This window comes from Caballeronia sp. HLA56 (assembly GCF_054655155.1).
In genome coordinates this window covers 751,589-776,660 of record NZ_BAAHOB010000005.1, presented here as the reverse complement: position 1 = coordinate 776,660, position 25,072 = coordinate 751,589, and the positions used below count along the sequence as shown (strand labels likewise).

Below are 25,072 nucleotides of genomic sequence, written 5' to 3'. Positions count from 1 at the left end.
ACCTCGAGGCTTAGCCCAAAATATCTTCGACGGACTTGCCGCGCTTCGCCGCGATGTCGCCCGGCGTGGACTGCTTACGCAGACCGTCGAGCGTTGCACGAACGAGATTGTACGGGTTCGTCGAACCGTGGCTCTTGGCCACCACGTTCTGCACGCCCATCACGTCGAACACTGCGCGCATCGGGCCGCCTGCGATCACGCCAGTACCGTCCTTCGCCGGAGCGAGGAGGACTGCGGAAGCGCCATGCTTACCGTGCACTTCGTGTTGCAACGTACCGTTCTTGAGCGGCACCTTGAACATGTTGCGGCGGGCTTGCTCCATTGCCTTTTGAACGGCGACCGGAACTTCTTTCGCTTTGCCCTTGCCCATGCCGACGCGGCCATCACCGTCGCCTACCACGGTCAGTGCGGCGAAACCGAGAATCCGGCCACCCTTCACGACCTTGGTCACGCGGTTGACCGAAATCATCTTTTCGCGCAGGCCGTCGTCGCGTTCGTCAGCCTGAACTTTCGCTTGCATCTTTGCCATGACGAATTCTTCCCTTAGAACTTGAGCCCGGCTTCGCGCGCGGCATCAGCCAGCGCTTTCACGCGGCCGTGGTAGCGGAAACCCGAGCGGTCAAAGGCGACGGATTCGATGCCGGCAGCCTTAGCCTTTTCGGCAATACGCTTGCCGATCAGGGTTGCAGCGTTGATATTGCCGCCCTTGCCCGACTTGTCAGCCAGTTCAGCGCGCACTTCGGCTTCCAGCGTCGAGGCGCTTGCAAGCACCTTCGTGCCGCATGCCGAGAACACTTGCGCGTAGATATGCGTATTCGTGCGATGCACGGCGAGACGCGCGACCTGCAGCTCAGCGATCTTGATACGCGTCTGACGAGCGCGGCGCAGGCGAGATTGAGTCTTATCCATGATTGCGCACCCTTACTTCTTCTTCGTTTCTTTGAGGATCACGACCTCGTCGGCATAACGCACGCCCTTGCCCTTATAGGGCTCCGGCGGACGATAGCCACGAACTTCCGCCGCGACTTGGCCGACTTTCTGCTTGTCGATCCCCTTGATCACGATTTCGGTCTGCGTCGGGGTTTCAGCCTTGACGCCTTCCGGCATCTGGTGCACCACGGGGTGCGAGAAACCCAGCGACAGATTCAGCTTGTCGCCTTGCGCTTGTGCACGATAACCGACGCCAACCAGCGTCAGTTTGCGTTCGAAACCCTTGGTGACGCCATGCACCATGTTCGCCACCAGGGCGCGCATCGTGCCGGACATCGCGTTCGCTTCGCGGCTTTCGTCAGCCGGCGCGAAATTCAACGTACCATTGTCGTTCGCCACGCTCACCAGCGGATTGCCCGCTTGCGAAATCGTGCCGAGCGGACCCTTGACGGTGATGACGTCGCCCTTGACGGCCACTTCGGCGCCTTGCGGCAACGCGATCGGGCTCTTACCTACTCGAGACATGTTTCTTCTCCCTTCGGCGTTAAGCGACGTAGCAGATGACTTCGCCACCGACGCCGGTCTGGCGCGCCTTGCGGTCAGTCATCACACCCTTCGGCGTCGAGACGATTGCAACGCCCAGGCCATTCATCACCTGAGGAATGTCGTTGCGCCCGCGGTACACGCGCAGACCGGGCTTCGAGACGCGCTCGAGGCGCTCGATAACCGGACGGCCAGCGTAGTACTTCAACGCGATGTTCAATTCCGACTTCGCACCTTCAGCCTTCACTGCGAAATCGTCGATATAACCTTCGTCCTTCAAAACCTGCGCAATCGCAACCTTGACTTTCGACGAGGGCATAGTCACCGAAACCTTCTCAACCATCTGCGCATTGCGGATGCGAGTCAGCATATCGGCGATAGGATCACTCATGCTCATTTATGTTTCTCCTATTACCAGCTCGCCTTGGTGAGGCCAGGGATTTCACCGCGGAATGCGATTTCGCGGATCTTGCTACGCGCGAGTCCGAACTTGCGGAACGTGCCGCGAGGACGACCCGTGATCGCGCAGCGGTTACGCTTGCGAGTGGGGTTCGAGTTACGCGGCAATTGTTGCAGCGCGAGACGGGCGATATAGCGTTCTTCGTCCGACTTGCTTGCGTCGTCGATCACAGCCTTCAGCTCAGCACGCTTCGGAGCGTACTTGGCTGCGAGGCGTGCGCGCTTCTTTTCACGTTCGATCAGTGCCAGTTTAGCCACGGTAACCTCAGTTTCTGAACGGGAACTTGAAGCCGGCGAGCAGCGCCTTTGCTTCGTCGTCACTCTTCGCGGTGGTCGTGATGCTGATGTTCAGCCCACGCAGCGCGTCGATCTTGTCGTAGTCAATTTCGGGGAAAATGATCTGCTCTTTCACACCGATGTTGTAGTTACCACGACCGTCGAATGCACGGCCCGAGACGCCACGGAAGTCGCGCACACGGGGGAGCGCAACCGTCACGAAGCGATCCAGGAATTCGTACATCGCTTGACCGCGCAGCGTAACCATCGCGCCGATCGGGTAGCCTTGACGAATCTTGAAGCCCGCGATTGCCTTGCGCGCCTTCGTGATAACCGGCTTTTGGCCAGCGATCTTCGTCAGGTCGCCCACGGCGTTTTCGATAATCTTCTTGTCAGCGACCGCTTCGCCAAGACCCATGTTGAGGGTGATCTTGGTGATGCGCGGCACTTCCATGATGGACTTGTAGCCGAACTTTTCAACCAGTTGCGGCACAACCGTTTCTTTGTAAATTTCTTGCAGACGAGCCATTTTTTAACTCCGCGTCAGGCGTTAAGCGTGGCGCCGGTCGACTTCAAGAAGCGAACCTTCTTTCCATCTTCGACCTTGATGCCCACACGCGACGCCTTGCCATTCGCGTCGACCAATGCGACGTTCGAAATATGCAGCGGCATCGTTTTGGCTTCCACACCGCCCGTCGTACCCTTCATCGGGTTCGGCTTCACATGCTTCTTGACGAGGTTGATACCCTCGACCGTGACATGCTCTTCCGCAACGACCAGCACGGTACCGCGCTTGCCTTTGTCCTTGCCGGTAGTGACGATAACTTCGTCACCCTTGCGAATCTTGTTCATCGCGACTCCTTACAGCACTTCCGGCGCGAGCGAAACGATCTTCATGAATCGTTCGCTACGCAGTTCACGCGTCACCGGCCCGAAAATACGCGTGCCGATCGGCTCGAGCTTCGTGTTCAACAGTACGGCGGCATTGCCGTCGAACTTGATGAGCGAGCCATCCTGGCGACGCACGCCCTTGGCCGTGCGAACGACCACGGCGTTATAAATTTCGCCCTTCTTTACGCGTCCGCGCGGCGTCGCTTCCTTGACGGTCACCTTGATGATGTCGCCAATGCTAGCGTAACGACGCTTCGAACCGCCGAGCACCTTGATGCACATGACTTCACGCGCACCCGTGTTGTCGGCCACTTCAAGCCGAGTTTCGGTCTGGATCATGGTTTATCTTTCCCAACTTAATCCGGTCACACCACCATGGCGCATCCGGTCAGTCTTGGTCCCGTCAGCCAATCGGCTGCTTGGGTTAGAACAGGCAGCGAGGGCAGACGAAACCCGCCATCGCAATCCGGTGAATCTGTCGACTCAGGCTGGCGCCTGAACCGGCTTCCCCCACCAGTTTCGCCCGCGACGGGGCTCCCACAAAGAGGGAAGACCGAGATTATAACAAATAATCTCGGTCTTGCAAGCGAAACTTACTGCGACACTAGTTACTGCATCGCGGCACTACAACTACAGACTTAGATCACGCGCGCCGCTTCAACCAACTTCGACACAACCCAAGCCTTCGTCTTCGAAATCGGACGAGTTTCCTGGATTTCGACGAGATCGCCTTCGTTGTACGTATTGGCGTCATCATGCGCGTGGTACTTCTTCGAACGCACGACGTACTTGCCGTAGATCGGATGCTTCACGCGGTGCTCGACCAGAACGGTGACCGTCTTGTCCATCTTGTTGCTGACGACCTTGCCGACCAGCGTCCGCTTGAGCGAGGTTTTTACGCTATCGTTCATTTCTGGTTCGCCTTCTCAGTCAGGACGGTCCGCACACGTGCGATGTCGCGACGAACCTTCTTCAGCTGGCTCGTGTTCGTGAGCTGCTGGGTCGCGAGTTGCATGCGCAGGCCGAATTGCGCCTTCAGCAGGTCCGTCAGCTCTTTGTTGAGCGCGGCCTGGTCTTTCTGGTGAAGTTCAGATGCCTTCATCATTTACTCCTTAGGCGCCGAGCTGACGCACGACGAAGTACGTCTTAAGCGGCAGCTTGGCTGCAGCCAGACGGAACGCTTCGCGCGCCAGTTCTTCGGTGACACCGTCCATTTCGTACAGCATCTTGCCCGGTTGAATTTCAGCGACGTAGTACTCCGGGTTACCCTTACCATTACCCATACGTACTTCTGCCGGCTTCTGCGAAATCGGCTTGTCTGGGAAAATGCGGATCCAGATCCGGCCACCACGCTTGATGTGACGCGTCATTGCACGACGCGCGGCTTCGATTTGACGCGCGGTCAAACGGCCGCGACCGATAGCCTTCAGACCGTATTCACCGAACGACACCGCGTTGCCGCGCGTCGCCTTGCCGGTGTTACGACCTTTCTGCTCTTTGCGATACTTTCTGCGTTTCGGTTGCAGCATCGTTATTCTCCACTCTTCGCGTCACCGCCAGCGCCGCCACGACGGGGACCGCCGCGACGAGCACCTGCCGGAGCGCCTTCGCCATCACGGCGCGGACGGCGATCGCCACCGGGACGTGCGTTGCGGCGCGGACGCTTGTCTTCCGCCACTTCTTCCACCACCGGCGCTTCATTACGGCCCAGCGTGTCGCCCTTGTAGACCCACACCTTTACACCGATGATGCCGTACGTGGTTTTCGCTTCCGACGTTGCGTAGTCGATATCGGCACGCAGCGTATGGAGGGGCACGCGACCTTCGCGATACCACTCGGTACGAGCGATTTCGATACCGTTAAGACGGCCCGCACTCATGATCTTGATACCTTGCGCGCCAAGGCGCATGGCATTCTGCATCGCACGCTTCATCGCGCGACGGAACATGATCCGGCGTTCGAGCTGTTGCGTGATCGAGTCAGCGATCAGCTGAGCATCGGTTTCCGGCTTGCGAATTTCTTCGATGTTGACGTGAACCGGAACGCCCATGCGCTTCTGCAGTTCAGCCTTCAACAGTTCGATGTCCTCGCCCTTCTTGCCGATGACCACGCCCGGACGCGAGCTATAAATCGTGATGCGCGCGTTCTTTGCCGGACGCTCGATGATGACGCGACCAACCGAAGCGTTCTTCAGCTTCTTCTTCAGGTACTCACGAACACCGATGTCTTCCTGGAGCATCGCCGCGAAGTTGCTGTTGTTCGCATACCAGCGCGAAGCCCAGTTGCGGCTGACGGCCAAACGGAAGCCAGTCGGATGAATTTTTTGTCCCATCGTATGGCTCCTTAATTCCCGACCGTCACAGTGATGTGACAGGATTGCTTCTCGATGCGGTTACCACGACCCTTAGCGCGTGCGGTAAAACGCTTCAACGAAGCAGCCTTGTCGATATAGATGCTCGTGATCTTGAGCTCATCGATATCGGCGCCTTCGTTGTGTTCCGCATTCGCGATCGCAGACAGCACGACCTTCTTGACGATACCCGCCGCCTTCTTCGGCGAGAACGTCAGAACGTTCAGCGCCTTGTCGACCGGCAAACCACGAATCTGGTCAGCCACAAGGCGCGTTTTCTGCGCCGAGATGCGGGCACCGCGATGAATTGCTTTCACTTCCATCTTGATAGCCCCTTATTTCTTGGCCTTCTTGTCGGCCGCGTGACCCTTGAACGTACGGGTCAATGCGAACTCGCCAAGCTTGTGGCCGACCATGTTTTCCGTGACATACACCGGAACGTGCTGACGGCCGTTGTGAACAGCGATCGTCAGACCGATGAAGTCCGGGAGAATCGTCGAGCGACGCGACCAAGTCTTGATCGGCTTCTTGTCGCGCGTAGCTGCAGCCGACTCAACTTTCTTCAGCAAATGAGCGTCGCAGAACGGACCTTTTTTAGCAGAACGTGTCATTGCCTACTCCTTAACGCTTGTGACGGCGCTGGACGATCATCGTCGTCGTGCGCTTGTTGCTACGGGTGCGATAACCCTTAGTCGGCGTGCCCCACGGGCTCACCGGATCGCGACCTGCAGCCGTCTTGCCTTCACCACCGCCGTGCGGGTGATCGACCGGGTTCATTGCAACGCCGCGCACCGTCGGACGGATACCACGCCAGCGGTTCGCGCCAGCCTTACCGATTTGACGGAGGCTATGCTCTTCGTTGCCCACTTCACCGATCGTCGCGCGGCACTCGACGTGCACGCGGCGAATTTCGCCCGAACGCAGACGAACCTGCGCGTAGACGCCTTCGCGCGCCAGCAGCATCGCGGACGTACCAGCCGAACGCGCGATTTGCGCACCCTTGCCCGGCAGCATTTCGATGCAGTGGATCGTGGTACCGACCGGAATGTTGCGGATCGGCAGCGTGTTGCCTGCGCGGATCGGCGCTTCCGAACCGGACATGAGCTGCGTACCAACGACCACGCCCTTCGGCGCGATGATGTAGCGACGCTCACCGTCTGCGTACAGAACCAGCGCGATGTTCGCGCTACGGTTCGGGTCGTACTCGAGACGCTCGACCTTTGCCGGAATGCCGTCCTTGTTGCGACGGAAGTCGACGATACGGTAGTGCTGCTTATGACCACCGCCCTTATGACGCGTGGTGATGCGGCCGTTGTTGTTACGGCCGGCGGTCACGGACTGCGAATCGAGCAGCGCCGCAAACGGCTTGCCCTTATGCAGATCCTTGTTGACCACCTTGACCATCGCGCGGCGACCCGGCGAAGTCGGCTTAACTTTAACGATTGCCATGATTACTTGGCCTCCGCTTCAAAGTTGATTTCCTGGCCGGGCTTCAAGCAGACGTACGCCTTCTTCACGTCCTTGCGCTTGCCGTTGAAGCGGCCAAAGCGCTTGGCTTTACCCTTCGTGACGAGCACGTTGACGGAATTGACTTCGACCTTGAACAGCAGCTCGACAGCAGCCTTTACTTCCTGCTTCGTGGCGTCCGGGGCGACTTCGAACACGACTTGTTCGTTCTTGTCGGCCACCAGCGTCGCCTTTTCGGAGATCACCGGCGCGAGCAGAACTTGCATCAAACGATGATCGTTTTTGCGAATCTCGCTCATGACAGCAACTCCTCGATCTGAGCGACCGCAGCCTTCGTGATCAGAATCTTCTTGAAGTAGATCAGCGAGAGCGGGTCGGCGTAACGCGGCTCGACAACGGCCACGTGGGCCAGATTGCGCGACGCGAGGTACAGGTTCTCGTCGACCGTATCGGTGATGACCAACACGGAATCGAGACCCATCGCCTTGAATTTATCGGCCAACAGCTTGGTCTTCGGCGCTTCAAGCGCGAGGTCTTCGACCACCGAGATACGGCCTTCGCGAGCCAATTGCGAGAAGATCGAGCAGAGACCTGCGCGATGCATCTTCTTGTTGACCTTGTGCGAGAAGTTTTCTTCCGGCGAATTCGGGAAGATACGACCACCGCCACGCCACAACGGGCTCGACGACATACCGGCACGAGCGCGACCCGTACCTTTCTGACGCCACGGCTTCTTGGTGGTGTGCTTGACCTGCTCACGATCCTTCTGAGCGCGGTTGCCGCTACGTGCATTGGCTTGATAAGCCACGACGACCTGGTGAATCAGGGCTTCGTTGTAATCGCGACCGAACACGACGTCCGATGCGTTCACGCCAGCAGCTTCCTGACCATTGGCATTCAGGAGCTTAAGTTCCATTATTTCGCTCCTTTCACAGCACGCGTCTTGACGGCCGGCGTCACGAATACCTTGCCGCCCTTCGCACCCGGAACCGCGCCGCGAACCAGCAGCAGATTGCGGTCGGCGTCGATGCGAGCGATTTCGAGATTCTGAACCGTGACGGTTTCGTCACCGAGGTGACCCGTCATGCGCTTACCCGGGAACACACGACCCGGATCCTGCGCCATACCGATCGAACCCGGAACGTTGTGCGAACGCGAGTTACCGTGCGAGGCACGACCTGAGGCGAAGTTGTAACGCTTGATGGTACCGGCGTAGCCCTTACCAATCGACGTACCTTGCACGTCGACCTTCTGGCCAACTTCGAAAATGTCCGTACCGATCACAGCGCCGTTCGCCAATTCGGCGGCCTTCGCGGATTCGATCTGGAATTCTTTGAGGATTTCACCAGCTTGAACGCCGGCTTTGGCGAGGTGACCCGCCAGCGGCTTCGTCACGCGCGATGCGCGGCGAGCACCGAATGCAACCTGAACGGCGGTATAACCATCCGTTTCAACGGTCTTGATCTGCGTCACGCGGTTGTCCGACACGTCCAGCACGGTGACGGGAATCGAGTCCCCTTCAGGCGTGAAGATACGGGTCATGCCAACCTTGCGACCTACGAGTCCAAGGCTCATCGTTTTCTCCATTCCCGACTGCGATTGGTCGGGGCTGATTACAAAATGTCCACTTCGTTACGAGAAACTGGGCGGACTTTTTTGCGCAAGTGCGCGAAAAGCCTTGGAGTATAACAAGGCTTTTCGTTTTCTGCAAGCAATCAAAGACTTAGCTTCACCCGAAAACCCGGTGAAGCTCTAGAGGCTTACTGCAGCTTGATTTCGACGTCGACGCCAGCCGGCAGGTCGAGCTTCATCAGCGCGTCGACCGTCTTGTCAGTCGGATCGACGATGTCCATCAGGCGCTGATGCGTACGGATTTCGAGCTGATCGCGCGACGTCTTGTTGACGTGCGGCGAACGCAGAATGTCAAAGCGCTGAATGCGCGTCGGCAGCGGCACCGGGCCACGGACGATTGCACCAGTCCGTTTCGCCGTATCGACGATTTCGGCTGCCGATTGATCGATCAAGCGATAGTCGAATGCTTTCAGACGGATACGGATTTTTTGGTTCTGCATGACAATTCCTTAAAAGAGCGAGGCGATGTTGCACCGCCGATTTGGCAAAAGAGCGAGAGACCGGGCATTCGCTTGGGGCGAACACCCGGCCTCGGTCACGTTACTTCAGTACTGCAACGACAGGTGAGCCCGAGATTTTACTCGATAATCTTGGCAACCACACCTGCGCCGACGGTACGACCGCCTTCGCGGATAGCGAAGCGCAGACCTTCTTCCATGGCGATCGGTGCAATCAGCTTCACCGTGATCGACACGTTGTCGCCCGGCATCACCATTTCCTTGTCCTTCGGCAGCTCGATCGAACCCGTCACGTCCGTCGTACGGAAGTAGAACTGCGGACGGTAGTTGTTGAAGAACGGCGTGTGGCGGCCGCCTTCGTCCTTGCTCAACACGTACACTTCAGCCGTGAAGTGCGTGTGCGGCGTGATCGAACCCGGCTTGGCCAGAACCTGGCCACGCTCCACGTCTTCACGCTTCGTGCCGCGCAACAGGATACCGACGTTGTCGCCCGCTTGACCTTGGTCCAGCAGCTTGCGGAACATTTCCACGCCCGTGCAAGTCGTCTTCACCGTCGGCTTGATACCGACGATTTCGATTTCCTCGCCAACCTTCACCACGCCGCGCTCCACGCGACCCGTCACCACCGTGCCGCGACCCGAGATCGAGAACACATCTTCCACCGGCATCAGGAAGGCGCCGTCCACTGCGCGCTCCGGCGTCGGGATGTACGTGTCCAGCGCGTCGGCCAGATTCATGATCGCCACTTCGCCCAGCTCGCCCGTGTCGCCTTCCAGCGCCAGCTTGGCCGAACCCTTGATGATCGGCGTGTCGTCGCCCGGGAAGTCGTACTTAGACAGAAGCTCGCGCACTTCCATTTCGACGAGTTCGAGCAGCTCGGCGTCGTCCACCATGTCGCACTTGTTCAGGAACACGATGATGTAAGGCACGCCGACCTGACGCGCCAACAGGATGTGCTCACGCGTTTGCGGCATCGGGCCGTCAGCGGCCGAGCACACCAGAATTGCGCCGTCCATCTGCGCCGCGCCCGTGATCATGTTCTTCACATAGTCAGCGTGGCCCGGGCAATCGACGTGTGCGTAGTGGCGATTAGCCGTTTCGTACTCGACGTGCGCGGTGTTGATGGTGATACCACGTGCCTTTTCTTCCGGCGCTGCATCGATCTGGTCGTATGCCTTCGCTTCGCCGCCAAACTTCTTGGTCAGCACCGTCGTGATCGCTGCCGTCAGCGTGGTCTTGCCGTGGTCAACGTGACCGATCGTGCCCACGTTCACGTGCGGCTTGGTCCGCTCGAATTTACCTTTTGCCATGATTACCTTCTTTCAGAGATTGTTTATCGGTTAAAGCTTATGGCTCGCCGAATGACTTGCAGGGCTTACTTGCCCTTGGCGTTGATGATCGCTTCGGCAACGTTACGCGGAGCTTCAGCATAGTGCTTGAATTCCATCGTGTACGTAGCACGGCCTTGCGACAGCGAGCGCAGCGAGGTCGAGTAGCCGAACATTTCCGACAGCGGTACTTCGGCGCGAACGATCTTGCCGCCGCCGATCATGTCTTCCATGCCCTGGACGATACCGCGACGGCCCGACAAGTCGCCCATCACGTTGCCCATGTAATCTTCCGGCGTTTCGACTTCCACGGCCATCATCGGTTCGAGGATGACCGGGCTTGCCTTGCGCATTGCTTCCTTGAAGGCCATCGAACCGGCCATGCGGAACGCATTTTCGTTCGAGTCGACGTCGTGGTACGAACCGAACGTCAGGTGAACCTTCACGTCGACGACCGGGAAGCCAGCCAGCACGCCCGACTTCAGCGTTTCCTGGATACCCTTGTCCACCGCCGGGATGTATTCGCGCGGAATCACACCGCCCTTGATCTCGTCCAGGAACTCGTAGCCCTTGCCCTGTTCGTTCGGCTCGAGCGTGATGACCGCGTGACCATACTGACCGCGACCACCCGACTGTTTGACGAACTTGCCGTCGACATCGGCAGCCGTCGCGCGGATCGTTTCGCGGTACGCAACCTGCGGCTTGCCGACGGTTGCTTCAACGCCGAATTCACGCTTCATCCGGTCGACCAGAATTTCGAGGTGGAGCTCGCCCATACCCGAAATGATGGTCTGGCCCGACTCTTCGTCCGTTTGAACGCGGAACGACGGATCTTCCTGAGCCAGACGGTTCAGCGCCAGACCCATCTTTTCCTGGTCGGGCTTCGTCTTCGGCTCGACTGCCTGCGAAATCACCGGCTCCGGGAAAATCATGCGTTCGAGAACGATCGGGCTCTGCGGGTCGCACAGCGTGTCGCCCGTCGTCGCTTCCTTCAGGCCCACGGCTGCCGCGATGTCGCCTGCGCGCACTTCCTTGATTTCTTCGCGCTGGTTCGCGTGCATCTGCAGAATACGACCCAGACGTTCCTTCTTGTCCTTGGTCGCGTTCAGCACGGTGTCACCCGAATTGACCACACCCGAATACACACGGAAGAAGATCAGCTGACCGACGAACGGGTCGGTCATGATCTTGAATGCCAGCGACGAGAATTTTTCGTCGTCGGCAGCACGGCGCTCGCCCTTCTCACCGTTTTCGAGTTCACCCGTAACCGGCGGAATGTCGACCGGCGACGGCAGGAAGTCGATCACGGCGTCTAGCATGCGCTGCACGCCCTTGTTCTTGAACGCGGTGCCGCACAGCATCGGCTGAATTTCGCACGCGATGGTCCGGTCGCGGATCGCCTTGACGATTTCCGCTTCGGTCAGCTCTTCGCCGCCGAGGTACTTTTCCATCAGTTCTTCGCTGGCTTCGGCAGCCGACTCGATCATCTTCTCGCGCCACTCGTTGCACGTGTCGACGAGTTCAGCCGGGATGTCGACGTAGTCGAACTTCGTGCCCTGGGACGCTTCGTCCCAAATGATCGCCTTCATCTTGAGAAGGTCGACCACGCCCTTGAAGTTTTCTTCCGAGCCGATCGGCACGACGACGGGAACCGGGTTCGCCTTCAGACGCGTCTTCAGTTGCTCGTAGACCTTGAAGAAGTTTGCGCCAGTGCGGTCCATCTTGTTGACGAACGCGAGACGGGGAACCTTGTACTTGTTAGCCTGACGCCACACGGTTTCCGACTGCGGCTGCACGCCGCCCACTGCACAGTAGACCATGCACGCGCCGTCGAGGACGCGCATCGAGCGCTCCACTTCGATCGTGAAGTCGACGTGCCCCGGGGTGTCGATGATGTTGATGCGGTGCTCGGGATAGTTGCCGCCCATGCCCTTCCAGAAGGCCGTGGTAGCAGCCGACGTGATGGTGATGCCGCGCTCCTGCTCCTGCTCCATCCAGTCCATCGTTGCAGCGCCGTCGTGAACTTCGCCGATCTTGTGGTTCACGCCCGTGTAAAACAGGATGCGCTCGGTCGTCGTCGTTTTGCCGGCGTCGATGTGAGCGCTAATACCGATGTTGCGGTAGCGCTCGATAGGTGTCTTGCGAGCCACTTTGGATCCTTTTTTGGTCGACCCGCCGACTCGATCTATAACGAGCCGACAGCGTCCTAACACAAACGGGCGAGGCGCCTGGAGTAGCGCACCCGCCCTTATTTTTCCGTTTGCCCTACGAGCGGGAGCTTAGAAACGGAAATGCGAGAATGCCTTGTTGGCCTCTGCCATGCGGTGAACTTCGTCGCGCTTCTTCATCGCGCCGCCACGGCCTTCTGCCGCTTCGGAGAGTTCGCCTGCAAGACGCAGGGCCATCGACTTTTCGCTGCGCTTCTTCGCGGCTTCACGCAACCAACGCATCGCCAATGCCATACGACGCGAGGGACGCACTTCGACCGGAACTTGGTAGTTGGCACCACCAACGCGACGGCTCTTCACTTCGACCACCGGCTTCACGTTGTTGAGCGCAACCGTGAACACTTCCAGCGGGTCCTTGCCACCCTTGGTCTGGATCTGTTCAAAAGCGCCGTACACGATACGCTCGGCAACCGACTTCTTGCCTGAGAGCATCAGCACGTTCATGAACTTGGCTACATCTACGTTGCCGAATTTCGGGTCCGGCAACACTTCCCGCTTGGGGACTTCGCGACGACGCGGCATGATTCTTCCTTTACCTTTTCAGTTGGAGCCGACTCCGAACGAGTCTTTAAGCTCCGCGGCCACCAACAAACCCGATCCATCTTTTCGACAAAACCAGCTTGGCCGGGTGACCACTTACTCGATAGCACTGGCATTCCAGCACCACCGCCTAAACCGCCTTACGGCGACCTCAAACTACAAGCAGACGACTGCAGACCGGCGACTTACTTGCCAGCCTTGGCGCGCTTCGCACCGTACTTCGAGCGAGCTTGCTTACGATCCTTGACGCCCTGGGTATCCAGCGAGCCGCGAACCATGTGGTAACGCACACCCGGCAAGTCCTTGACACGACCGCCGCGAATCAGCACGACCGAGTGTTCTTGCAGGTTGTGGCCTTCACCACCGATGTACGAAATAACTTCGAAACCGTTCGTCAGGCGAACCTTCGCAACCTTACGAAGTGCCGAGTTCGGCTTCTTAGGCGTCGTGGTGTACACGCGAGTGCACACGCCACGACGCTGGGGGCAGTCCTGCAGGGCCGGCGACTTGCTCTTCGTCGTTTCCGACGTGCGGCCTTTGCGAACCAATTGATTGATGGTTGGCATCGTTTATTCCTGAAAATGATCAAATTCGGCGCGATTCTCGACGGGCAAAGCGTCGGAAAATGCGCGTCTAACGTTCTCGAAGAAGCTCGATCCCTTGTCGGACGCGGCGCTAAGCCGGTTCCGAAAACGGACCAAGAACGAGAACCTAGCATGATATGCTGAAAATCCCAATTGGGTCAACACGTTGCGCGCATTTCGGAGTACCGCGCAAAGCGTTGGCTTATTCAGTCGTCACGACATCCAGCAACTCGTCGCCGAAACGCTCCAGCTTGCGCGCGCCGATGCCCGGGATATGACGCAGATCATCCACCGTATCCGGATCGCTTCGAGCTATTTCGGCAAGCGTGGCGTCATGAAAAATGACGTAGGCCGGCACGCCGTCGCTCTTGGCGGTCTCTGCGCGCCATATGCGCAGACGCTCCCAGCGAGACTTCTGCCGCTGCGACATGCCCGTGGTCGGATCGGCGCGTTCCCGCGTGCGTCCCGACGATTGCCGGCTACGCACCGGCTTCACGTATTTGCGCAGCGTGACGTGCTCCTCGCCTTTCAGCACGGGCTTGCTCGCATCGGTGAGAACGAGCGCGCCGAAGCCGTCGTGGTCGATCGCCAGATAGCCAAAAGCGACGAGCTGCCGAAACACCGCGCGCCACTCCGGCTCGGAAAGCGCGGCGCCGACGCCGAACGTCGATAAATTTTCGTGTCCGCGCTGTAGGACCTTTTCGCTGCGCGACCCGCGCAGAATGTCGATTAGATGTCCCGCGCCGAAATGAAAGCCGCTCGCTTTGCGCGCGCGGAAGACGCAGGACAGCGCCATTTGCGCTTCGCGCGTGGCATCGAACGACGCGGGCGGTTCCAGGCATGTGTCGCAGTTGCCGCACGGTTGGCTCGTCTCGCCGAAATAAGCCAGCAGCCGCACGCGCCGGCAGGCAGCCGTTTCGCACAAGCCAAGGAGCGCATCGAGCTTGCCGGTCTGTACGCGTTTGTGGGCGTCGTCGGCTTCGGATTCGTCGATCATCTTGCGCTGCTGCACGACATCGCCGAGTCCGTAAGCCATCCATGCGTTCGCCGGCATGCCGTCACGACCCGCGCGTCCGGTTTCCTGATAGTAGCCCTCGACGCTCTTTGGCAAGTCCAGATGCGCGACGAAGCGCACATCCGGTTTATCGATACCCATGCCGAACGCAATCGTCGCGCACATCACGACGCCTTCCTCGCGCTGAAACATCTCCTGATGCTTCTGCCGCGTCTCGAATTCCATGCCCGCGTGATACGGCAGCGCGCGCACGCCCTGACCCTTCAGCCACTCGGCGGTCTCTTCCACCTTGCGACGCGACAGACAATAAACGACGCCTGCGTCCGTCGTGCCGTCCGTATTCGTATGCTCGGCGCGGATGAAATCGAGTAACTGCGAGCGTGCGTTGTCTTTCTCGACAATCCGGTAACGGATATTCGGCCGATCGAAGCTCGATACGAAGATACGCGCGTCGTCGAGCGCCAGCCGATGCACGATCTCGTCGCGCGTGATGGCGTCCGCGGTCGCCGTGAGCGCAATGCGCGGCACCGAAGGGAACCGTTCGTGCAGCACGGAAAGCTGGATGTACTCCGGTCGGAAATCGTGTCCCCATTGCGATACGCAATGCGCTTCGTCTATGGCAAAAAGACCCACGCGCGCGCTTTCGAGCAATTCTAGAAAGCGCGGCGTCATGAGACGTTCGGGCGCCACATACAAAAGGTCGATGGTGCCGTTGCGCAGCGCGCGCTCCGTGGCGGCGGCCTCCGCGCCGGAGAGCGTCGAGTTCAAGTACGCCGCGCGCACGCCAAGCTCGGTGAGCGCTGCGACCTGATCCTGCATCAACGCAATCAACGGCGACACGACGATTCCCGCGCCGAAACCCGCCTCCTTGCGCACGAGCGACGGAATTTGATAGCAAAGCGATTTGCCGCCGCCCGTCGGCATAAGCACGAGCGAGTCGCCACCGTTGGCGACGTGTTCGACGATATCCGCCTGCTGTCCGCGAAAAGCCGGATAGCCGAAAACTTCCTTGAGGATCTGCAGCGGACGGGACATGGACGGGAGACGCTCACTACAACATGGAGATACCGAATTCTAACAACGCATGCTCGCCTGCCGAGGCGCTCGTTACAGCGTTAGCCAATCGGCAGAGTGGAAATCGTCGAAAACGAACCGGCGAAAAAAAACCGCCCAGCTAAAAGCCGAGCGGTTCGATGTTGCAACCGACAATCCAGCGAGAGAACTTACTCGTTGGTATGCGGCGCCTGCTCCGTTGCCGGGGTTTCCGGCGTACCGAAATCGAATGCCTCTTCGGCAGCGATCTGGTCGAAGCGTTCGCGATCCGACATTTCCTTGCTCTTGCGCGCCTTGTGGAACGCGAGACCCGTACCAGCCGGAATCAGACGGCCGACGATCACGTTTTCCTTAAGGCCACGCAGATCATCACGCTTGCCCATGATCGCCGCTTCGGTCAGCACGCGGGTCGTTTCCTGGAACGACGCCGCCGAGATGAACGAATCGGTCGACAGAGAAGCCTTCGTGATACCGAGCAGCACGTTTTCGTACGTGGCCGGACGCTTGTCGTCCGCGGTCATGCGGTCGTTCTCATCGAGCATGTCCGACCGCTCGACTTGTTCGCCCGGAATGAAGCGCGTGTCGCCGTTGTCCGTGATCTGGACCCGACGCAGCATCTGACGCACGATCACTTCAATGTGCTTGTCGTTGATCTTCACGCCTTGCAGACGGTACACGTCCTGCACTTCGTCCACGATGTAACGCGACAGCGCCTCGATACCCTGCAAACGCAGGATATCGTGCGGATCGGCAGGACCGTCGACGATCATTTCGCCCTTGTTGACGACCTGACCATCGTGCACCAGCACCTGCTTTTCCTTCGCGATCAGGAACTCGTGCTGATTGCCTTCGAGGTCCGTGATGACGAGACGCTGCTTGCCCTTCGTGTCCTTACCGAACGACGTCGTGCCCGTGACTTCCGCCAGAATGCCGGCGTCCTTCGGCGAGCGCGCTTCGAACAGTTCGGCCACGCGCGGCAGACCACCGGTAATGTCACGCGTCTTCTGCGCTTCAACCGGGATACGTGCCAGCACTTCACCAACCTGCACTTGCTGACCATCCTTTACGGTGATCAGTGCGCCGACCTGGAAGCCGATCTGCACCGAATGCTCGGTGTTCGGGATCTTCACTTCCTCGCCGTTCGCGTCGAGCAGCTTCACCTGCGGACGCACGCTCTTCGAAGCCTGCGAACCACGGCGCTTCACGTCGATTACGACGAGCGTCGAAAGACCCGTGACGTCGTCGATCTGCTTCGCGACCGTCACGCCTTCCTCGACGTTTTCGAACTTCACCGTACCGCCCCACTCGGTGATGATCGGACGCGTCAGCGGATCCCATTGAGCCAGTTGCGAACCGGCCTTGATCTGCGCGCCGTCGAGTTGCAGCAACGTGGCGCCGTACGGGATCTTGTGACGTTCACGCTCGCGACCGAGGTCGTCCGCGATGATCGCCTCGCCCGAACGCGAGATGACGACTTGCTCGCCCTTCGCGTTGGTGACGTAACGCATCGTGGCCGTGAAGCGCACCGTACCGTTCGACTTCGCTTCGACCGTCGAAGCAACCGCCGCACGCGATGCCGCGCCACCGATGTGGAACGTACGCATCGTAAGCTGCGTGCCCGGTTCACCGATCGACTGCGCCGCGATCACACCAACCGCTTCGCCGACGTTCACGCGCGAACCACGACCCAGGTCGCGGCCATAGCACGAAGCGCACAAGCCATAACGCGTTTCGCAGGTCAACGGCGTGCGCACGCGCACTTCGTCGATACCGAGGCGCTCGATTTCCTCGACCGCGTCTTCATCGAGCAGATCGCCCGATGCGTACAGCGTTTCCTGCGTTTCCGGATTGACGACGTCCGCCACCGCGACGCGACCGAGAATACGGTCACGCAGCGCTTCGACGACTTCACCGCCTTCGACCAGCGCCTTCATCGCCACGCCGTTCGACGTGCCGCAATCTTCTTCGACGACGACCAGATCCTGCGTCACGTCGACGAGACGGCGCGTCAGGTAACCCGAGTTCGCCGTTTTCAACGCCGTATCCGCCAGACCCTTACGTGCACCGTGCGTCGAGATGAAGTACTGCAGCACGTTCAGGCCTTCGCGGAAGTTCGCGGTGATCGGCGTCTCGATGATCGAGCCGTCCGGCTTCGCCATCAGGCCGCGCATACCGGCGAGCTGACGAATCTGCACCGCGGAACCGCGCGCGCCCGAGTCGGCCATCATGTAGATGGAGTTGAACGATTCCTGACGCGTTTCCTTGCCGTCTCGATCCGTCACCGGCTCTGTTGCGAGCTGTTCCATCATCGCCTTGCCGACCGCTTCCGACGTTGCCGACCAGATGTCGACCACGTTGTTGTAGCGTTCTTGCGCGGTGACGAGACCCGACATGTACTGACGGTCGTATTCCTTCACCTTCTTCGCGGCGTCACCGACGATCGTCTCTTTCTGCGGCGGCACGAGCATGTCGTCCACGCAGATCGAGATGCCGGCGCGCGTTGCAAGACGGAAACCCATTTGCATCAACTGGTCGGCGAAGATCACCGTTTCGCGCAGACCGCACTTGCGGAACGCCGTGTTGATCAGACGCGAAATTTCCTTCTTCTTCAACGGCTTGTTCAGCACGGTGAAGGGCAGCCCCGGCGGCAGAATCTCCGACAGGATCGAGCGGCCGACCGTCGTTGCGAACAACGAGATCTTCGGCACGAACTTCGGCGCGCCTTCGCTCTGGTCTTCGTTGTGGACCATTTCCGTGATCCGCACGTTGACGCGCGATGCCAGCTCGACTTCCTTGTTCTCGTACGCGCGAATCACTTCCGACACGCCCGTGAACGTCATGCCTTCGCCCTTGCCATTCACCGCTTCACGCGATGCATAGTAAAGACCCAGCACGATATCCTGCGACGGCACGATCGACGGGTCGCCGTTGGCCGGGAACAGAACGTTGTTCGACGCGAGCATCAGCGTACGCGCTTCCATCTGCGCTTCCAGCGACAGCGGCACGTGAACGGCCATCTGGTCACCGTCGAAGTCGGCGTTGAACGCCGCGCAAACGAGCGGGTGCAGCTGAATTGCCTTACCTTCGATCAGCACCGGCTCGAAAGCCTGAATGCCGAGTCGGTGAAGCGTAGGCGCGCGGTTCAGCATGACCGGATGTTCGCGAATGACTTCTTCGAGAATGTCCCACACCACGGGCGTCTGGTTCTCGACTTCCTTCTTCGCGGCCTTGATGGTCGTAGCTACGCCCATCACTTCCAGCTTGTTGAAGATGAAAGGCTTGAACAGTTCGAGCGCCATCAGCTTCGGCAGACCGCACTGATGCAGCTTCAACGTCGGGCCGACCACGATCACCGAACGGCCCGAATAGTCGACACGCTTACCGAGCAAGTTCTGACGGAAACGACCGCCTTTACCCTTGATCATGTCGGCGAGCGACTTCAGCGGACGCTTGTTCGCACCCGTCATTGCCTTACCGCGACGACCGTTGTCGAGCAGCGAATCGACGGCTTCCTGCAGCATCCGCTTTTCGTTGCGGACGATGATTTCAGGCGCCTTCAGTTCGAGCAGACGCTTCAACCGGTTGTTACGGTTGATCACGCGGCGATAAAGGTCGTTCAGGTCCGACGTCGCGAAACGGCCGCCATCCAGCGGCACGAGCGGACGCAGTTCCGGCGGCAGCACCGGCAGCACTTCGAGCACCATCCAGTCAGGCTTGATGCCCGAACGCTGGAAAGCCTCGAGCACTTTAAGGCGCTTTGCGTACTTCTTGATCTTCGCTTCCGAACCCGTGTTCTTGAGTTCGGTGCGCAACATCTCGACCTGTTCGTCGATGTTGATTGAACGCAGCAGTTCGCGCACGCCTTCCGCGCCCATCTCGGCGCGGAATTCGTCACCGTACTCTTCGACCTTGTTGTAGTAATCCTCTTCGGTCATGATCTGCCGCGCTTTCAGCGGCGTCATGCCCGGATCGATCACCACGTATGCCTCGAAGTACAGCACGCGTTCGATGTCACGCAGCGTCATGTCGAGCACCATGCCCAGACGCGACGGCAGCGACTTCAAGAACCAGATGTGCGCAACCGGCGAGGCCAGTTCGATATGGCCCATGCGTTCGCGACGCACCTTGGCGAGCGTCACTTCGACGCCGCACTTTTCGCAGATCACGCCGCGGTGCTTCAGACGCTTGTACTTGCCGCAAAGGCATTCGTAGTCCTTGATCGGACCAAAAATCTTCGCGCAGAACAGACCGTCCCGCTCCGGCTTGAAGGTACGGTAGTTGATGGTCTCCGGCTTCTTCACTTCGCCGAATGACCACGAACGGATCTTGTCGGGCGAAGCCAGACCGATCTTGATCGCGTCGAACACTTCTTCTTGCTGGACTTGCTTGAATAGATCGAGCAGAGCTTTCATTGCTTTCTCTCCGTAGTCCGATTAGTTGCGGTCGAGATCGATATCGATACCGAGCGAGCGGATTTCCTTCACCAACACGTTGAAGGATTCCGGCATGCCGGCGTCGATCACGTGATCGCCCTTGACCAGGTTCTCATAAACCTTGGTCCGGCCTGTCACGTCGTCCGACTTGACCGTCAGCATTTCCTGCAGCACGTACGACGCGCCGTACGCTTCGAGCGCCCAAACTTCCATTTCACCGAAACGCTGGCCACCGAATTGTGCCTTACCACCCAGCGGCTGCTGCGTGACGAGCGAGTACGGGCCGGTCGAACGCGCGTGCATCTTGTCGTCGACCAAGTGATGCAGTTTCAGGTAGTGCATGTAGCCAACCGTGACCGTACGCTCGAACGGTTCGCCCGTTCGGCCGTCGTGCAGCGTGACTTGATTCTTCGAAGGCGTCATGCCGAGGTTCTTCGCGATGTCATCCGGATAAGCCAGATTCAGCGCGCGCGACATCTCGTCTTCCGTTGCGCCGTCGAACACCGGCGTTGCGAACGGCACACCTTCGCGCAGGTTCTTCGCCAGTTCGACGATTTCGTCGTCGGAGAAGCTTTCCAGCTCTTCCTTGCGGCCCGACTCGTTGTAGATCTGGGTCAGGAACTGACGCAGTTCTTCGATCTTCGCCTGACGCTGCAGCATTTCGCCGATACGCCAGCCAAGACCCTTCGCGGCCCAGCCCAGATGCACTTCGAGAATCTGGCCCACGTTCATCCGCGACGGCACGCCGAGCGGATTCAGCACGACGTCGGCCGGACGGCCATCGGCCATGTACGGCATGTCTTCGATCGGAACGATCTTCGACACGACACCCTTGTTACCGTGACGACCCGCCATCTTGTCGCCAGGCTGCAGACGACGCTTGACCGCGAGATACACCTTGACCATCTTCAGCACGCCCGGCGGCAGTTCGTCGCCCTGCGTGAGCTTCTTGCGCTTTTCCTCGAACGCGAGGTCGAACTGGTGACGCTTCTGTTCGATCGAGTCCTTGATGGCTTCAAGCTGCGCCGCTGCTTCTTCGTCCGCGAGGCGGATATCGAACCAGTGGTAGTGATCGAGGTCTTCGAGGTACGGAAGATCGATCGCCGTGCCCTTCGCCAGCTTCTTCGGACCGCCGTTCGCGACCTTGCCGTTCAGCATACGTGCGAGACGCGAGAAGGCGTCGCCTTCCACGATACGCAACTGGTCGTTCAAGTCGAGGCGATAGCGCTTCAGTTCGTCGTCGATGATCTGTTGCGCGCGCTTGTCACGCGTGATGCCTTCGCGCGTGAACACTTGCACGTCGATCACCGTCCCGCTCATGCCCGAGGGCACGCGCAGCGACGTGTCCTTCACGTCCGATGCTTTCTCACCGAAGATCGCGCGCAGCAGCTTTTCTTCCGGCGTCAGCTGGGTTTCGCCCTTCGGCGTGACCTTGCCGACCAGCACGTCGCCCGCTTCGACTTCCGCGCCGATGTACACGATGCCCGACTCATCCAGACGGCCAAGCTGCACTTCCGCAAGGTTCGAGATGTCGCGCGTGATTTCTTCCGGTCCGAGCTTCGTGTCGCGAGCCACGACGTTCAGTTCTTCGATGTGGATCGACGTATAACGATCGTCCGCCACGACTTTTTCCGAGATCAGGATCGAGTCTTCGAAGTTGTAGCCGTTCCACGGCATGAACGCGACCAGCATGTTCTGACCGAGCGCGAGCTCACCCAGATCCGTGGATGCGCCGTCGGCCAGCACGTCACCGCGCGCAACCTTGTCGCCCACCTTGACGATCGGACGCTGGTTGATGTTCGTGTTCTGGTTCGAACGCGTGTACTTGATGAGGTTGTAGATGTCCACGCCGACATCGCCGGCGACGGCTTCATCGTCGTTCACGCGAATCACGATACGGCCGGCATCGACGTAATCCACGACACCGCCGCGGAATGCCTGCACCGTCGTACCCGAGTCGACCGCGACCGTGCGCTCGATACCCGTACCGACCACGGCCTTTTCAGGACGCAGACACGGCACTGCCTGACGCTGCATGTTCGAACCCATCAACGCGCGGTTCGCGTCATCGTGCTCAAGGAACGGGATCAGCGATGCCGCCACCGACACGATCTGCGACGGCGCCACGTCCATGTACTGGATGCGGTCCGGCGTGACCATCAGCGTTTCGCCTGCTTCACGCGACGAAACCAGTTCGTCGGTCAGCGTGCCGTCTTCGCCCACGGCGGCATTCGCCTGCGCGATCACGTAACGGCCTTCTTCGATCGCCGACAGATAGTCGATCTGATCAGTCACCTTGCTATCCACGACCTTGCGATACGGCGTTTCGAGGAAGCCGTATTCGTTCAGGTGCGCGTAAAGAGCCAGCGAGTTGATCAGGCCGATGTTCGGACCTTCCGGCGTTTCGATCGGGCACACGCGGCCATAGTGGGTCGGGTGCACGTCGCGAACTTCGAAGCCAGCACGCTCACGCGTCAAACCGCCCGGGCCAAGTGCCGAAACACGGCGCTTGTGAGTGATTTCCGACAGCGGGTTGGTCTGGTCCATAAACTGCGACAACTGCGACGAACCGAAGAACTCGCGAATTGCCGACGAAATCGGCTTCGAGTTGATCAGGTCGTGCGGCATCAGATTTTCGCTTTCGGCTTGACCGAGGCGTTCCTTCACTGCGCGCTCGACACGCACGAGACCCGCGCGGAACTGGTTCTCCGCCAGTTCGCCGACGCAACGCACTCGACGATTGCCCAAGTGGTCGATGTCGTCCACTTCGCCCTTGCCGTTACGCAACTCGACGAGAATCTTGATGGTCGCGAGGATGTCGTCGTCTTGCAACGTCATCGGGCCGATGATTTCATCACGGCCAACGCGGCGATTGAACTTCATGCGGCCGACCTTCGAAAGGTCATACGCGTCTTCGCTGTAGAACAGACGGTTGAACAACGCCTCGACTGCTTCCTCGGTCGGCGGTTCGCCCGGACGCATCATGCGGTAGATCGCGATACGCGCGGCCATCTTGTCGGCGGTTTCATCGATACGCAGCGTCGACGAGATATACGGGCCTTGGTCCAGATCGTTCGTGTAGAGCGTCTGGATTTCCTTGACCTTCGCCTCGCGCAGCTTTTCGAGCACCGTCTCGGTGATTTCCTCGTTAGCGTTCGCGATCACTTCGCCCGTTTCCGGATCGATCACGTTCTTCGCCAGCACGCGGCCGAGCAAATAGTCCTCGGGCACCGAGATGAACTTCGTCTTGGCGTTTTCGAGGTCGCGAATGTGCTTCGCGTTGATCCGCTTGTCCTTCGTGACGATGACATTGCCATCGCGGTCCTGGATGTCGAAGCGCGCGACTTCACCGCGCAGACGCTCCGGCACGAATTCCATTTGCGCGCCTTCGCCCATCAGCGCGAAGTTGTCGAACACGAAGAAGTTCGCGAGGATCTGCTCGGGCGTCATGCCGATAGCCTTGAGCAGAATCGTGACCGGCATCTTGCGGCGACGGTCGACGCGGAAGTACAGCACGTCCTTCGGGTCGAACTCGAAGTCGAGCCACGAACCGCGGTAAGGGATGATACGAGCCGAGAACAACAGCTTGCCGGAGCTATGCGTCTTGCCCTTGTCGTGCTCGAAGAACACGCCAGGCGAACGGTGAAGCTGCGACACGATCACGCGCTCGGTACCGTTGATGACGAACGAACCCGTCGGCGTCATGAGCGGAATTTCGCCCATGTACACCTCCTGTTCCTTCACTTCCTTGACCACCGGCTTGCTCGGCGATTCCTTGTCGAGCAAAACCAGACGCACCTTCGCGCGCAAGGCGGAGCAGTACGTCAGGCCGCGCTGCTGACATTCCTTGATGTTGAACGCGGGCGGCGACAGCATGTAGCTGACGAACTCGAGACGCGCAAACCCGTTGTGCGAAACGATCGGAAAAACAGAGGTAAATGCAGCTTGCAGGCCTTCCGCCTTGCGCTGCGTGGAGGACGTATCCGCTTGCAGAAACGTCTGGAATGATTCAAGCTGGGTCGCCAGCAAAAAGGGAACTTGGTGAACGATGGGGCGTTTCGCGAAACTCTTGCGAATACGCTTCTTCTCGGTGAAGGAATATTGCATACGATCTCCGAATCACGGCGGGCGTTGGCGAGGCGGGATACCTCGACGTCACGGCCCGGTGTTCACCGACTGAGATTCGCGCGAATGTCCGGGGAGGACGCGCGAATCTAGAAGCTTGGTGGTTGGCCGCTACCAACCGCTGGCTGACGGCAGCGGATGCCTGTGTTTCCCGCTACCCGACCAAACTTGCCTTCTGCAGTCGCTTCAGAAGACAAAGAGAACTGCCGGAAATTCATGCTGATCCGACTGTTCTCTTTGGCCTCTGCGAGGACATTTATGCCTGACTACACGCATAAAAACTCTGCCCTCACAAAGCACAAAAAGGCCGGCGGTGGAAAACCGCCAGCCTCAACACAGCGCAATGAAACTTACTTGATTTCAGCTTTCGCGCCTGCGTCTTCCAACTTCTTCTTTGCTTCGTCAGCAGCAGCCTTCGGCACCGCTTCCTTGATGGGCTTCGGTGCACCGTCGACCAGGTCCTTCGCTTCCTTCAGGCCAAGACCCGTCAGTTCACGAACAGCCTTAATCACGGAAACCTTGTTCGCGCCGACTTCGAGCAGGTTCACGGTGAACTCGGTTTGCTCTTCAACAGCAGCAGCAGCGCCGCCGCCTGCGGGGCCAGCGACTGCAACAGCAGCTGCCGACACGCCAAACTTCTCTTCGAACGCCTTGACCAGCTCGTTCAGTTCGAGAACCGACATCGAGCCAACGGCTTCGAGGATGTCTTCTTTTGCGATTGCCATTTGAAATACTCCTAGATTGAATTCGGATCGAGCTA

Annotated in this window: 27 protein-coding genes; all 27 read right to left on the bottom strand. The window is 59.2% G+C overall.

Annotated features, from left to right (window positions below; translation table 11 throughout):
• Nucleotides 1-10: 10 nt before the first annotated feature.
• The 27 genes from rpsE to rplL all read right to left on the bottom strand — a co-directional run bounded on the left by rpsE (nt 11) and on the right by rplL (nt 25,037).
• Nucleotides 11-529: a 30S ribosomal protein S5 gene (rpsE, locus tag ACYQ47_RS23150; RefSeq protein ID WP_244793886.1), complete on the bottom strand. Its 519-nt coding sequence runs from the start codon at nt 527-529 to the stop codon at nt 11-13.
• Nucleotides 530-543: 14 nt separating this feature from the next.
• The gene (gene rplR / locus ACYQ47_RS23145; protein WP_035967614.1) at nt 544-909 is read right to left on the bottom strand and encodes a 50S ribosomal protein L18; all 366 of its coding nucleotides are present in this window, start codon (nt 907-909) and stop codon (nt 544-546) included.
• A gap of 12 nt (nt 910-921) precedes the next feature.
• The gene (rplF, locus tag ACYQ47_RS23140; RefSeq protein ID WP_244826428.1) at nt 922-1,455 is read right to left on the bottom strand and encodes a 50S ribosomal protein L6; all 534 of its coding nucleotides are present in this window, start codon (nt 1,453-1,455) and stop codon (nt 922-924) included.
• A 19-nt stretch (nt 1,456-1,474) separates the two neighbouring features.
• Nucleotides 1,475-1,870, bottom strand: coding sequence for a 30S ribosomal protein S8 (gene rpsH, locus ACYQ47_RS23135; protein ID WP_062638157.1), 396 nt, complete (start codon nt 1,868-1,870; stop codon nt 1,475-1,477).
• A 14-nt stretch (nt 1,871-1,884) separates the two neighbouring features.
• On the bottom strand, nt 1,885-2,190 hold the full coding sequence (gene rpsN / locus ACYQ47_RS23130) for a 30S ribosomal protein S14 (RefSeq protein ID WP_244826429.1): 306 nt from the start codon (nt 2,188-2,190) through the stop codon (nt 1,885-1,887).
• Nucleotides 2,191-2,197: 7 nt separating this feature from the next.
• Nucleotides 2,198-2,737: a 50S ribosomal protein L5 gene (gene rplE / locus ACYQ47_RS23125; RefSeq protein WP_244826430.1), complete on the bottom strand. Its 540-nt coding sequence runs from the start codon at nt 2,735-2,737 to the stop codon at nt 2,198-2,200.
• Between the two features lie 14 nt (nt 2,738-2,751).
• Nucleotides 2,752-3,060, bottom strand: coding sequence for a 50S ribosomal protein L24 (rplX, locus tag ACYQ47_RS23120; protein ID WP_244826431.1), 309 nt, complete (start codon nt 3,058-3,060; stop codon nt 2,752-2,754).
• Between the two features lie 9 nt (nt 3,061-3,069).
• A complete protein-coding gene (gene rplN / locus ACYQ47_RS23115) occupies nt 3,070-3,438 on the bottom strand; it encodes a 50S ribosomal protein L14 (RefSeq protein WP_006998478.1) in 369 nt (122 codons plus the stop codon).
• A 299-nt stretch (nt 3,439-3,737) separates the two neighbouring features.
• Nucleotides 3,738-4,010: a 30S ribosomal protein S17 gene (gene rpsQ / locus ACYQ47_RS23110; protein WP_008343854.1), complete on the bottom strand. Its 273-nt coding sequence runs from the start codon at nt 4,008-4,010 to the stop codon at nt 3,738-3,740.
• Nucleotides 4,007-4,201 carry a 50S ribosomal protein L29 gene (rpmC, locus tag ACYQ47_RS23105; RefSeq protein WP_035933103.1) on the bottom strand — a complete coding sequence of 65 codons (195 nt, stop codon included), beginning with the start codon at nt 4,199-4,201 and terminating at the stop codon, nt 4,007-4,009. The genes rpsQ and rpmC overlap by 4 nt, the downstream gene beginning before the upstream one ends.
• A 10-nt stretch (nt 4,202-4,211) precedes the next feature.
• Nucleotides 4,212-4,628 carry a 50S ribosomal protein L16 gene (gene rplP, locus ACYQ47_RS23100; RefSeq protein WP_061170924.1) on the bottom strand — a complete coding sequence of 139 codons (417 nt, stop codon included), beginning with the start codon at nt 4,626-4,628 and terminating at the stop codon, nt 4,212-4,214.
• A 2-nt stretch (nt 4,629-4,630) separates the two neighbouring features.
• Nucleotides 4,631-5,431, bottom strand: coding sequence for a 30S ribosomal protein S3 (gene rpsC, locus ACYQ47_RS23095; RefSeq protein ID WP_244826432.1), 801 nt, complete (start codon nt 5,429-5,431; stop codon nt 4,631-4,633).
• A gap of 11 nt (nt 5,432-5,442) precedes the next feature.
• A complete protein-coding gene (gene rplV, locus ACYQ47_RS23090; RefSeq protein ID WP_011490054.1) occupies nt 5,443-5,772 on the bottom strand; it encodes a 50S ribosomal protein L22 in 330 nt (109 codons plus the stop codon).
• Nucleotides 5,773-5,784: 12 nt separating this feature from the next.
• Nucleotides 5,785-6,060 (bottom strand): 30S ribosomal protein S19, encoded by a 276-nt coding sequence (rpsS, locus tag ACYQ47_RS23085; protein ID WP_035506764.1) that lies wholly within the window; start codon nt 6,058-6,060, stop codon nt 5,785-5,787.
• A 10-nt stretch (nt 6,061-6,070) separates the two neighbouring features.
• A complete protein-coding gene (rplB, locus tag ACYQ47_RS23080) occupies nt 6,071-6,898 on the bottom strand; it encodes a 50S ribosomal protein L2 (protein ID WP_250465880.1) in 828 nt (275 codons plus the stop codon).
• Nucleotides 6,899-6,900: 2 nt separating this feature from the next.
• On the bottom strand, nt 6,901-7,215 hold the full coding sequence (rplW, locus tag ACYQ47_RS23075) for a 50S ribosomal protein L23 (RefSeq protein ID WP_008343846.1): 315 nt from the start codon (nt 7,213-7,215) through the stop codon (nt 6,901-6,903).
• Entirely contained in the window at nt 7,212-7,832 is a 621-nt protein-coding gene (rplD, locus tag ACYQ47_RS23070) for a 50S ribosomal protein L4 (protein WP_244826434.1), read from the bottom strand. Before rplD ends, rplW begins: the two co-directional genes overlap by 4 nt.
• Nucleotides 7,832-8,491, bottom strand: coding sequence for a 50S ribosomal protein L3 (rplC, locus tag ACYQ47_RS23065; protein ID WP_244826435.1), 660 nt, complete (start codon nt 8,489-8,491; stop codon nt 7,832-7,834). Before rplC ends, rplD begins: the two co-directional genes overlap by 1 nt.
• 185 nt (nt 8,492-8,676) lie before the next feature.
• Nucleotides 8,677-8,988, bottom strand: coding sequence for a 30S ribosomal protein S10 (rpsJ, locus tag ACYQ47_RS23060; RefSeq protein WP_006998489.1), 312 nt, complete (start codon nt 8,986-8,988; stop codon nt 8,677-8,679).
• A gap of 137 nt (nt 8,989-9,125) precedes the next feature.
• Nucleotides 9,126-10,316 carry an elongation factor Tu gene (gene tuf / locus ACYQ47_RS23055; protein ID WP_090541958.1) on the bottom strand — a complete coding sequence of 397 codons (1,191 nt, stop codon included), beginning with the start codon at nt 10,314-10,316 and terminating at the stop codon, nt 9,126-9,128.
• Between the two features lie 65 nt (nt 10,317-10,381).
• On the bottom strand, nt 10,382-12,484 hold the full coding sequence (gene fusA / locus ACYQ47_RS23050) for an elongation factor G (protein ID WP_250509591.1): 2,103 nt from the start codon (nt 12,482-12,484) through the stop codon (nt 10,382-10,384).
• A gap of 129 nt (nt 12,485-12,613) precedes the next feature.
• Nucleotides 12,614-13,084 (bottom strand): 30S ribosomal protein S7, encoded by a 471-nt coding sequence (gene rpsG / locus ACYQ47_RS23045; RefSeq protein ID WP_006053291.1) that lies wholly within the window; start codon nt 13,082-13,084, stop codon nt 12,614-12,616.
• Nucleotides 13,085-13,287: 203 nt separating this feature from the next.
• The gene (gene rpsL / locus ACYQ47_RS23040; RefSeq protein WP_006053290.1) at nt 13,288-13,668 is read right to left on the bottom strand and encodes a 30S ribosomal protein S12; all 381 of its coding nucleotides are present in this window, start codon (nt 13,666-13,668) and stop codon (nt 13,288-13,290) included.
• Between the two features lie 220 nt (nt 13,669-13,888).
• Nucleotides 13,889-15,736, bottom strand: coding sequence for a DNA helicase RecQ (gene recQ, locus ACYQ47_RS23035; RefSeq protein ID WP_309962266.1), 1,848 nt, complete (start codon nt 15,734-15,736; stop codon nt 13,889-13,891).
• Between the two features lie 188 nt (nt 15,737-15,924).
• Nucleotides 15,925-20,166: a DNA-directed RNA polymerase subunit beta' gene (rpoC, locus tag ACYQ47_RS23030; protein ID WP_244826438.1), complete on the bottom strand. Its 4,242-nt coding sequence runs from the start codon at nt 20,164-20,166 to the stop codon at nt 15,925-15,927.
• A 21-nt stretch (nt 20,167-20,187) separates the two neighbouring features.
• Nucleotides 20,188-24,294 (bottom strand): DNA-directed RNA polymerase subunit beta, encoded by a 4,107-nt coding sequence (rpoB, locus tag ACYQ47_RS23025; RefSeq protein ID WP_244826439.1) that lies wholly within the window; start codon nt 24,292-24,294, stop codon nt 20,188-20,190.
• A gap of 368 nt (nt 24,295-24,662) precedes the next feature.
• The gene (rplL, locus tag ACYQ47_RS23020) at nt 24,663-25,037 is read right to left on the bottom strand and encodes a 50S ribosomal protein L7/L12 (protein WP_244826440.1); all 375 of its coding nucleotides are present in this window, start codon (nt 25,035-25,037) and stop codon (nt 24,663-24,665) included.
• Nucleotides 25,038-25,072 lie beyond the last annotated feature (35 nt).

Coding starts and splice junctions, on each gene's coding strand:
- rpsE (WP_244793886.1), bottom strand. CDS start 529: ATGGCAAAGATGCAAGCGAAAGTTCAGGCTGACGAACGCGACGACGGC.
- rplR (WP_035967614.1), bottom strand. CDS start 909: ATGGATAAGACTCAATCTCGCCTGCGCCGCGCTCGTCAGACGCGTATC.
- rplF (WP_244826428.1), bottom strand. CDS start 1,455: ATGTCTCGAGTAGGTAAGAGCCCGATCGCGTTGCCGCAAGGCGCCGAA.
- rpsH (WP_062638157.1), bottom strand. CDS start 1,870: ATGAGCATGAGTGATCCTATCGCCGATATGCTGACTCGCATCCGCAAT.
- rplE (WP_244826430.1), bottom strand. CDS start 2,737: ATGGCTCGTCTGCAAGAAATTTACAAAGAAACGGTTGTGCCGCAACTG.
- rplX (WP_244826431.1), bottom strand. CDS start 3,060: ATGAACAAGATTCGCAAGGGTGACGAAGTTATCGTCACTACCGGCAAG.
- rplN (WP_006998478.1), bottom strand. CDS start 3,438: ATGATCCAGACCGAAACTCGGCTTGAAGTGGCCGACAACACGGGTGCG.
- rpsQ (WP_008343854.1), bottom strand. CDS start 4,010: ATGAACGATAGCGTAAAAACCTCGCTCAAGCGGACGCTGGTCGGCAAG.
- rpmC (WP_035933103.1), bottom strand. CDS start 4,201: ATGAAGGCATCTGAACTTCACCAGAAAGACCAGGCCGCGCTCAACAAA.
- rplP (WP_061170924.1), bottom strand. CDS start 4,628: ATGCTGCAACCGAAACGCAGAAAGTATCGCAAAGAGCAGAAAGGTCGT.
- rpsC (WP_244826432.1), bottom strand. CDS start 5,431: ATGGGACAAAAAATTCATCCGACTGGCTTCCGTTTGGCCGTCAGCCGC.
- rplV (WP_011490054.1), bottom strand. CDS start 5,772: ATGGAAGTGAAAGCAATTCATCGCGGTGCCCGCATCTCGGCGCAGAAA.
- rpsS (WP_035506764.1), bottom strand. CDS start 6,060: ATGACACGTTCTGCTAAAAAAGGTCCGTTCTGCGACGCTCATTTGCTG.
- rplB (WP_250465880.1), bottom strand. CDS start 6,898: ATGGCAATCGTTAAAGTTAAGCCGACTTCGCCGGGTCGCCGCGCGATG.
- rplW (WP_008343846.1), bottom strand. CDS start 7,215: ATGAGCGAGATTCGCAAAAACGATCATCGTTTGATGCAAGTTCTGCTC.
- rplD (WP_244826434.1), bottom strand. CDS start 7,832: ATGGAACTTAAGCTCCTGAATGCCAATGGTCAGGAAGCTGCTGGCGTG.
- rplC (WP_244826435.1), bottom strand. CDS start 8,491: ATGAGCCTTGGACTCGTAGGTCGCAAGGTTGGCATGACCCGTATCTTC.
- rpsJ (WP_006998489.1), bottom strand. CDS start 8,988: ATGCAGAACCAAAAAATCCGTATCCGTCTGAAAGCATTCGACTATCGC.
- tuf (WP_090541958.1), bottom strand. CDS start 10,316: ATGGCAAAAGGTAAATTCGAGCGGACCAAGCCGCACGTGAACGTGGGC.
- rpsG (WP_006053291.1), bottom strand. CDS start 13,084: ATGCCGCGTCGTCGCGAAGTCCCCAAGCGGGAAGTGTTGCCGGACCCG.
- rpsL (WP_006053290.1), bottom strand. CDS start 13,668: ATGCCAACCATCAATCAATTGGTTCGCAAAGGCCGCACGTCGGAAACG.
- recQ (WP_309962266.1), bottom strand. CDS start 15,736: ATGTCCCGTCCGCTGCAGATCCTCAAGGAAGTTTTCGGCTATCCGGCT.
- rpoC (WP_244826438.1), bottom strand. CDS start 20,166: ATGAAAGCTCTGCTCGATCTATTCAAGCAAGTCCAGCAAGAAGAAGTG.
- rpoB (WP_244826439.1), bottom strand. CDS start 24,294: ATGCAATATTCCTTCACCGAGAAGAAGCGTATTCGCAAGAGTTTCGCG.
- rplL (WP_244826440.1), bottom strand. CDS start 25,037: ATGGCAATCGCAAAAGAAGACATCCTCGAAGCCGTTGGCTCGATGTCG.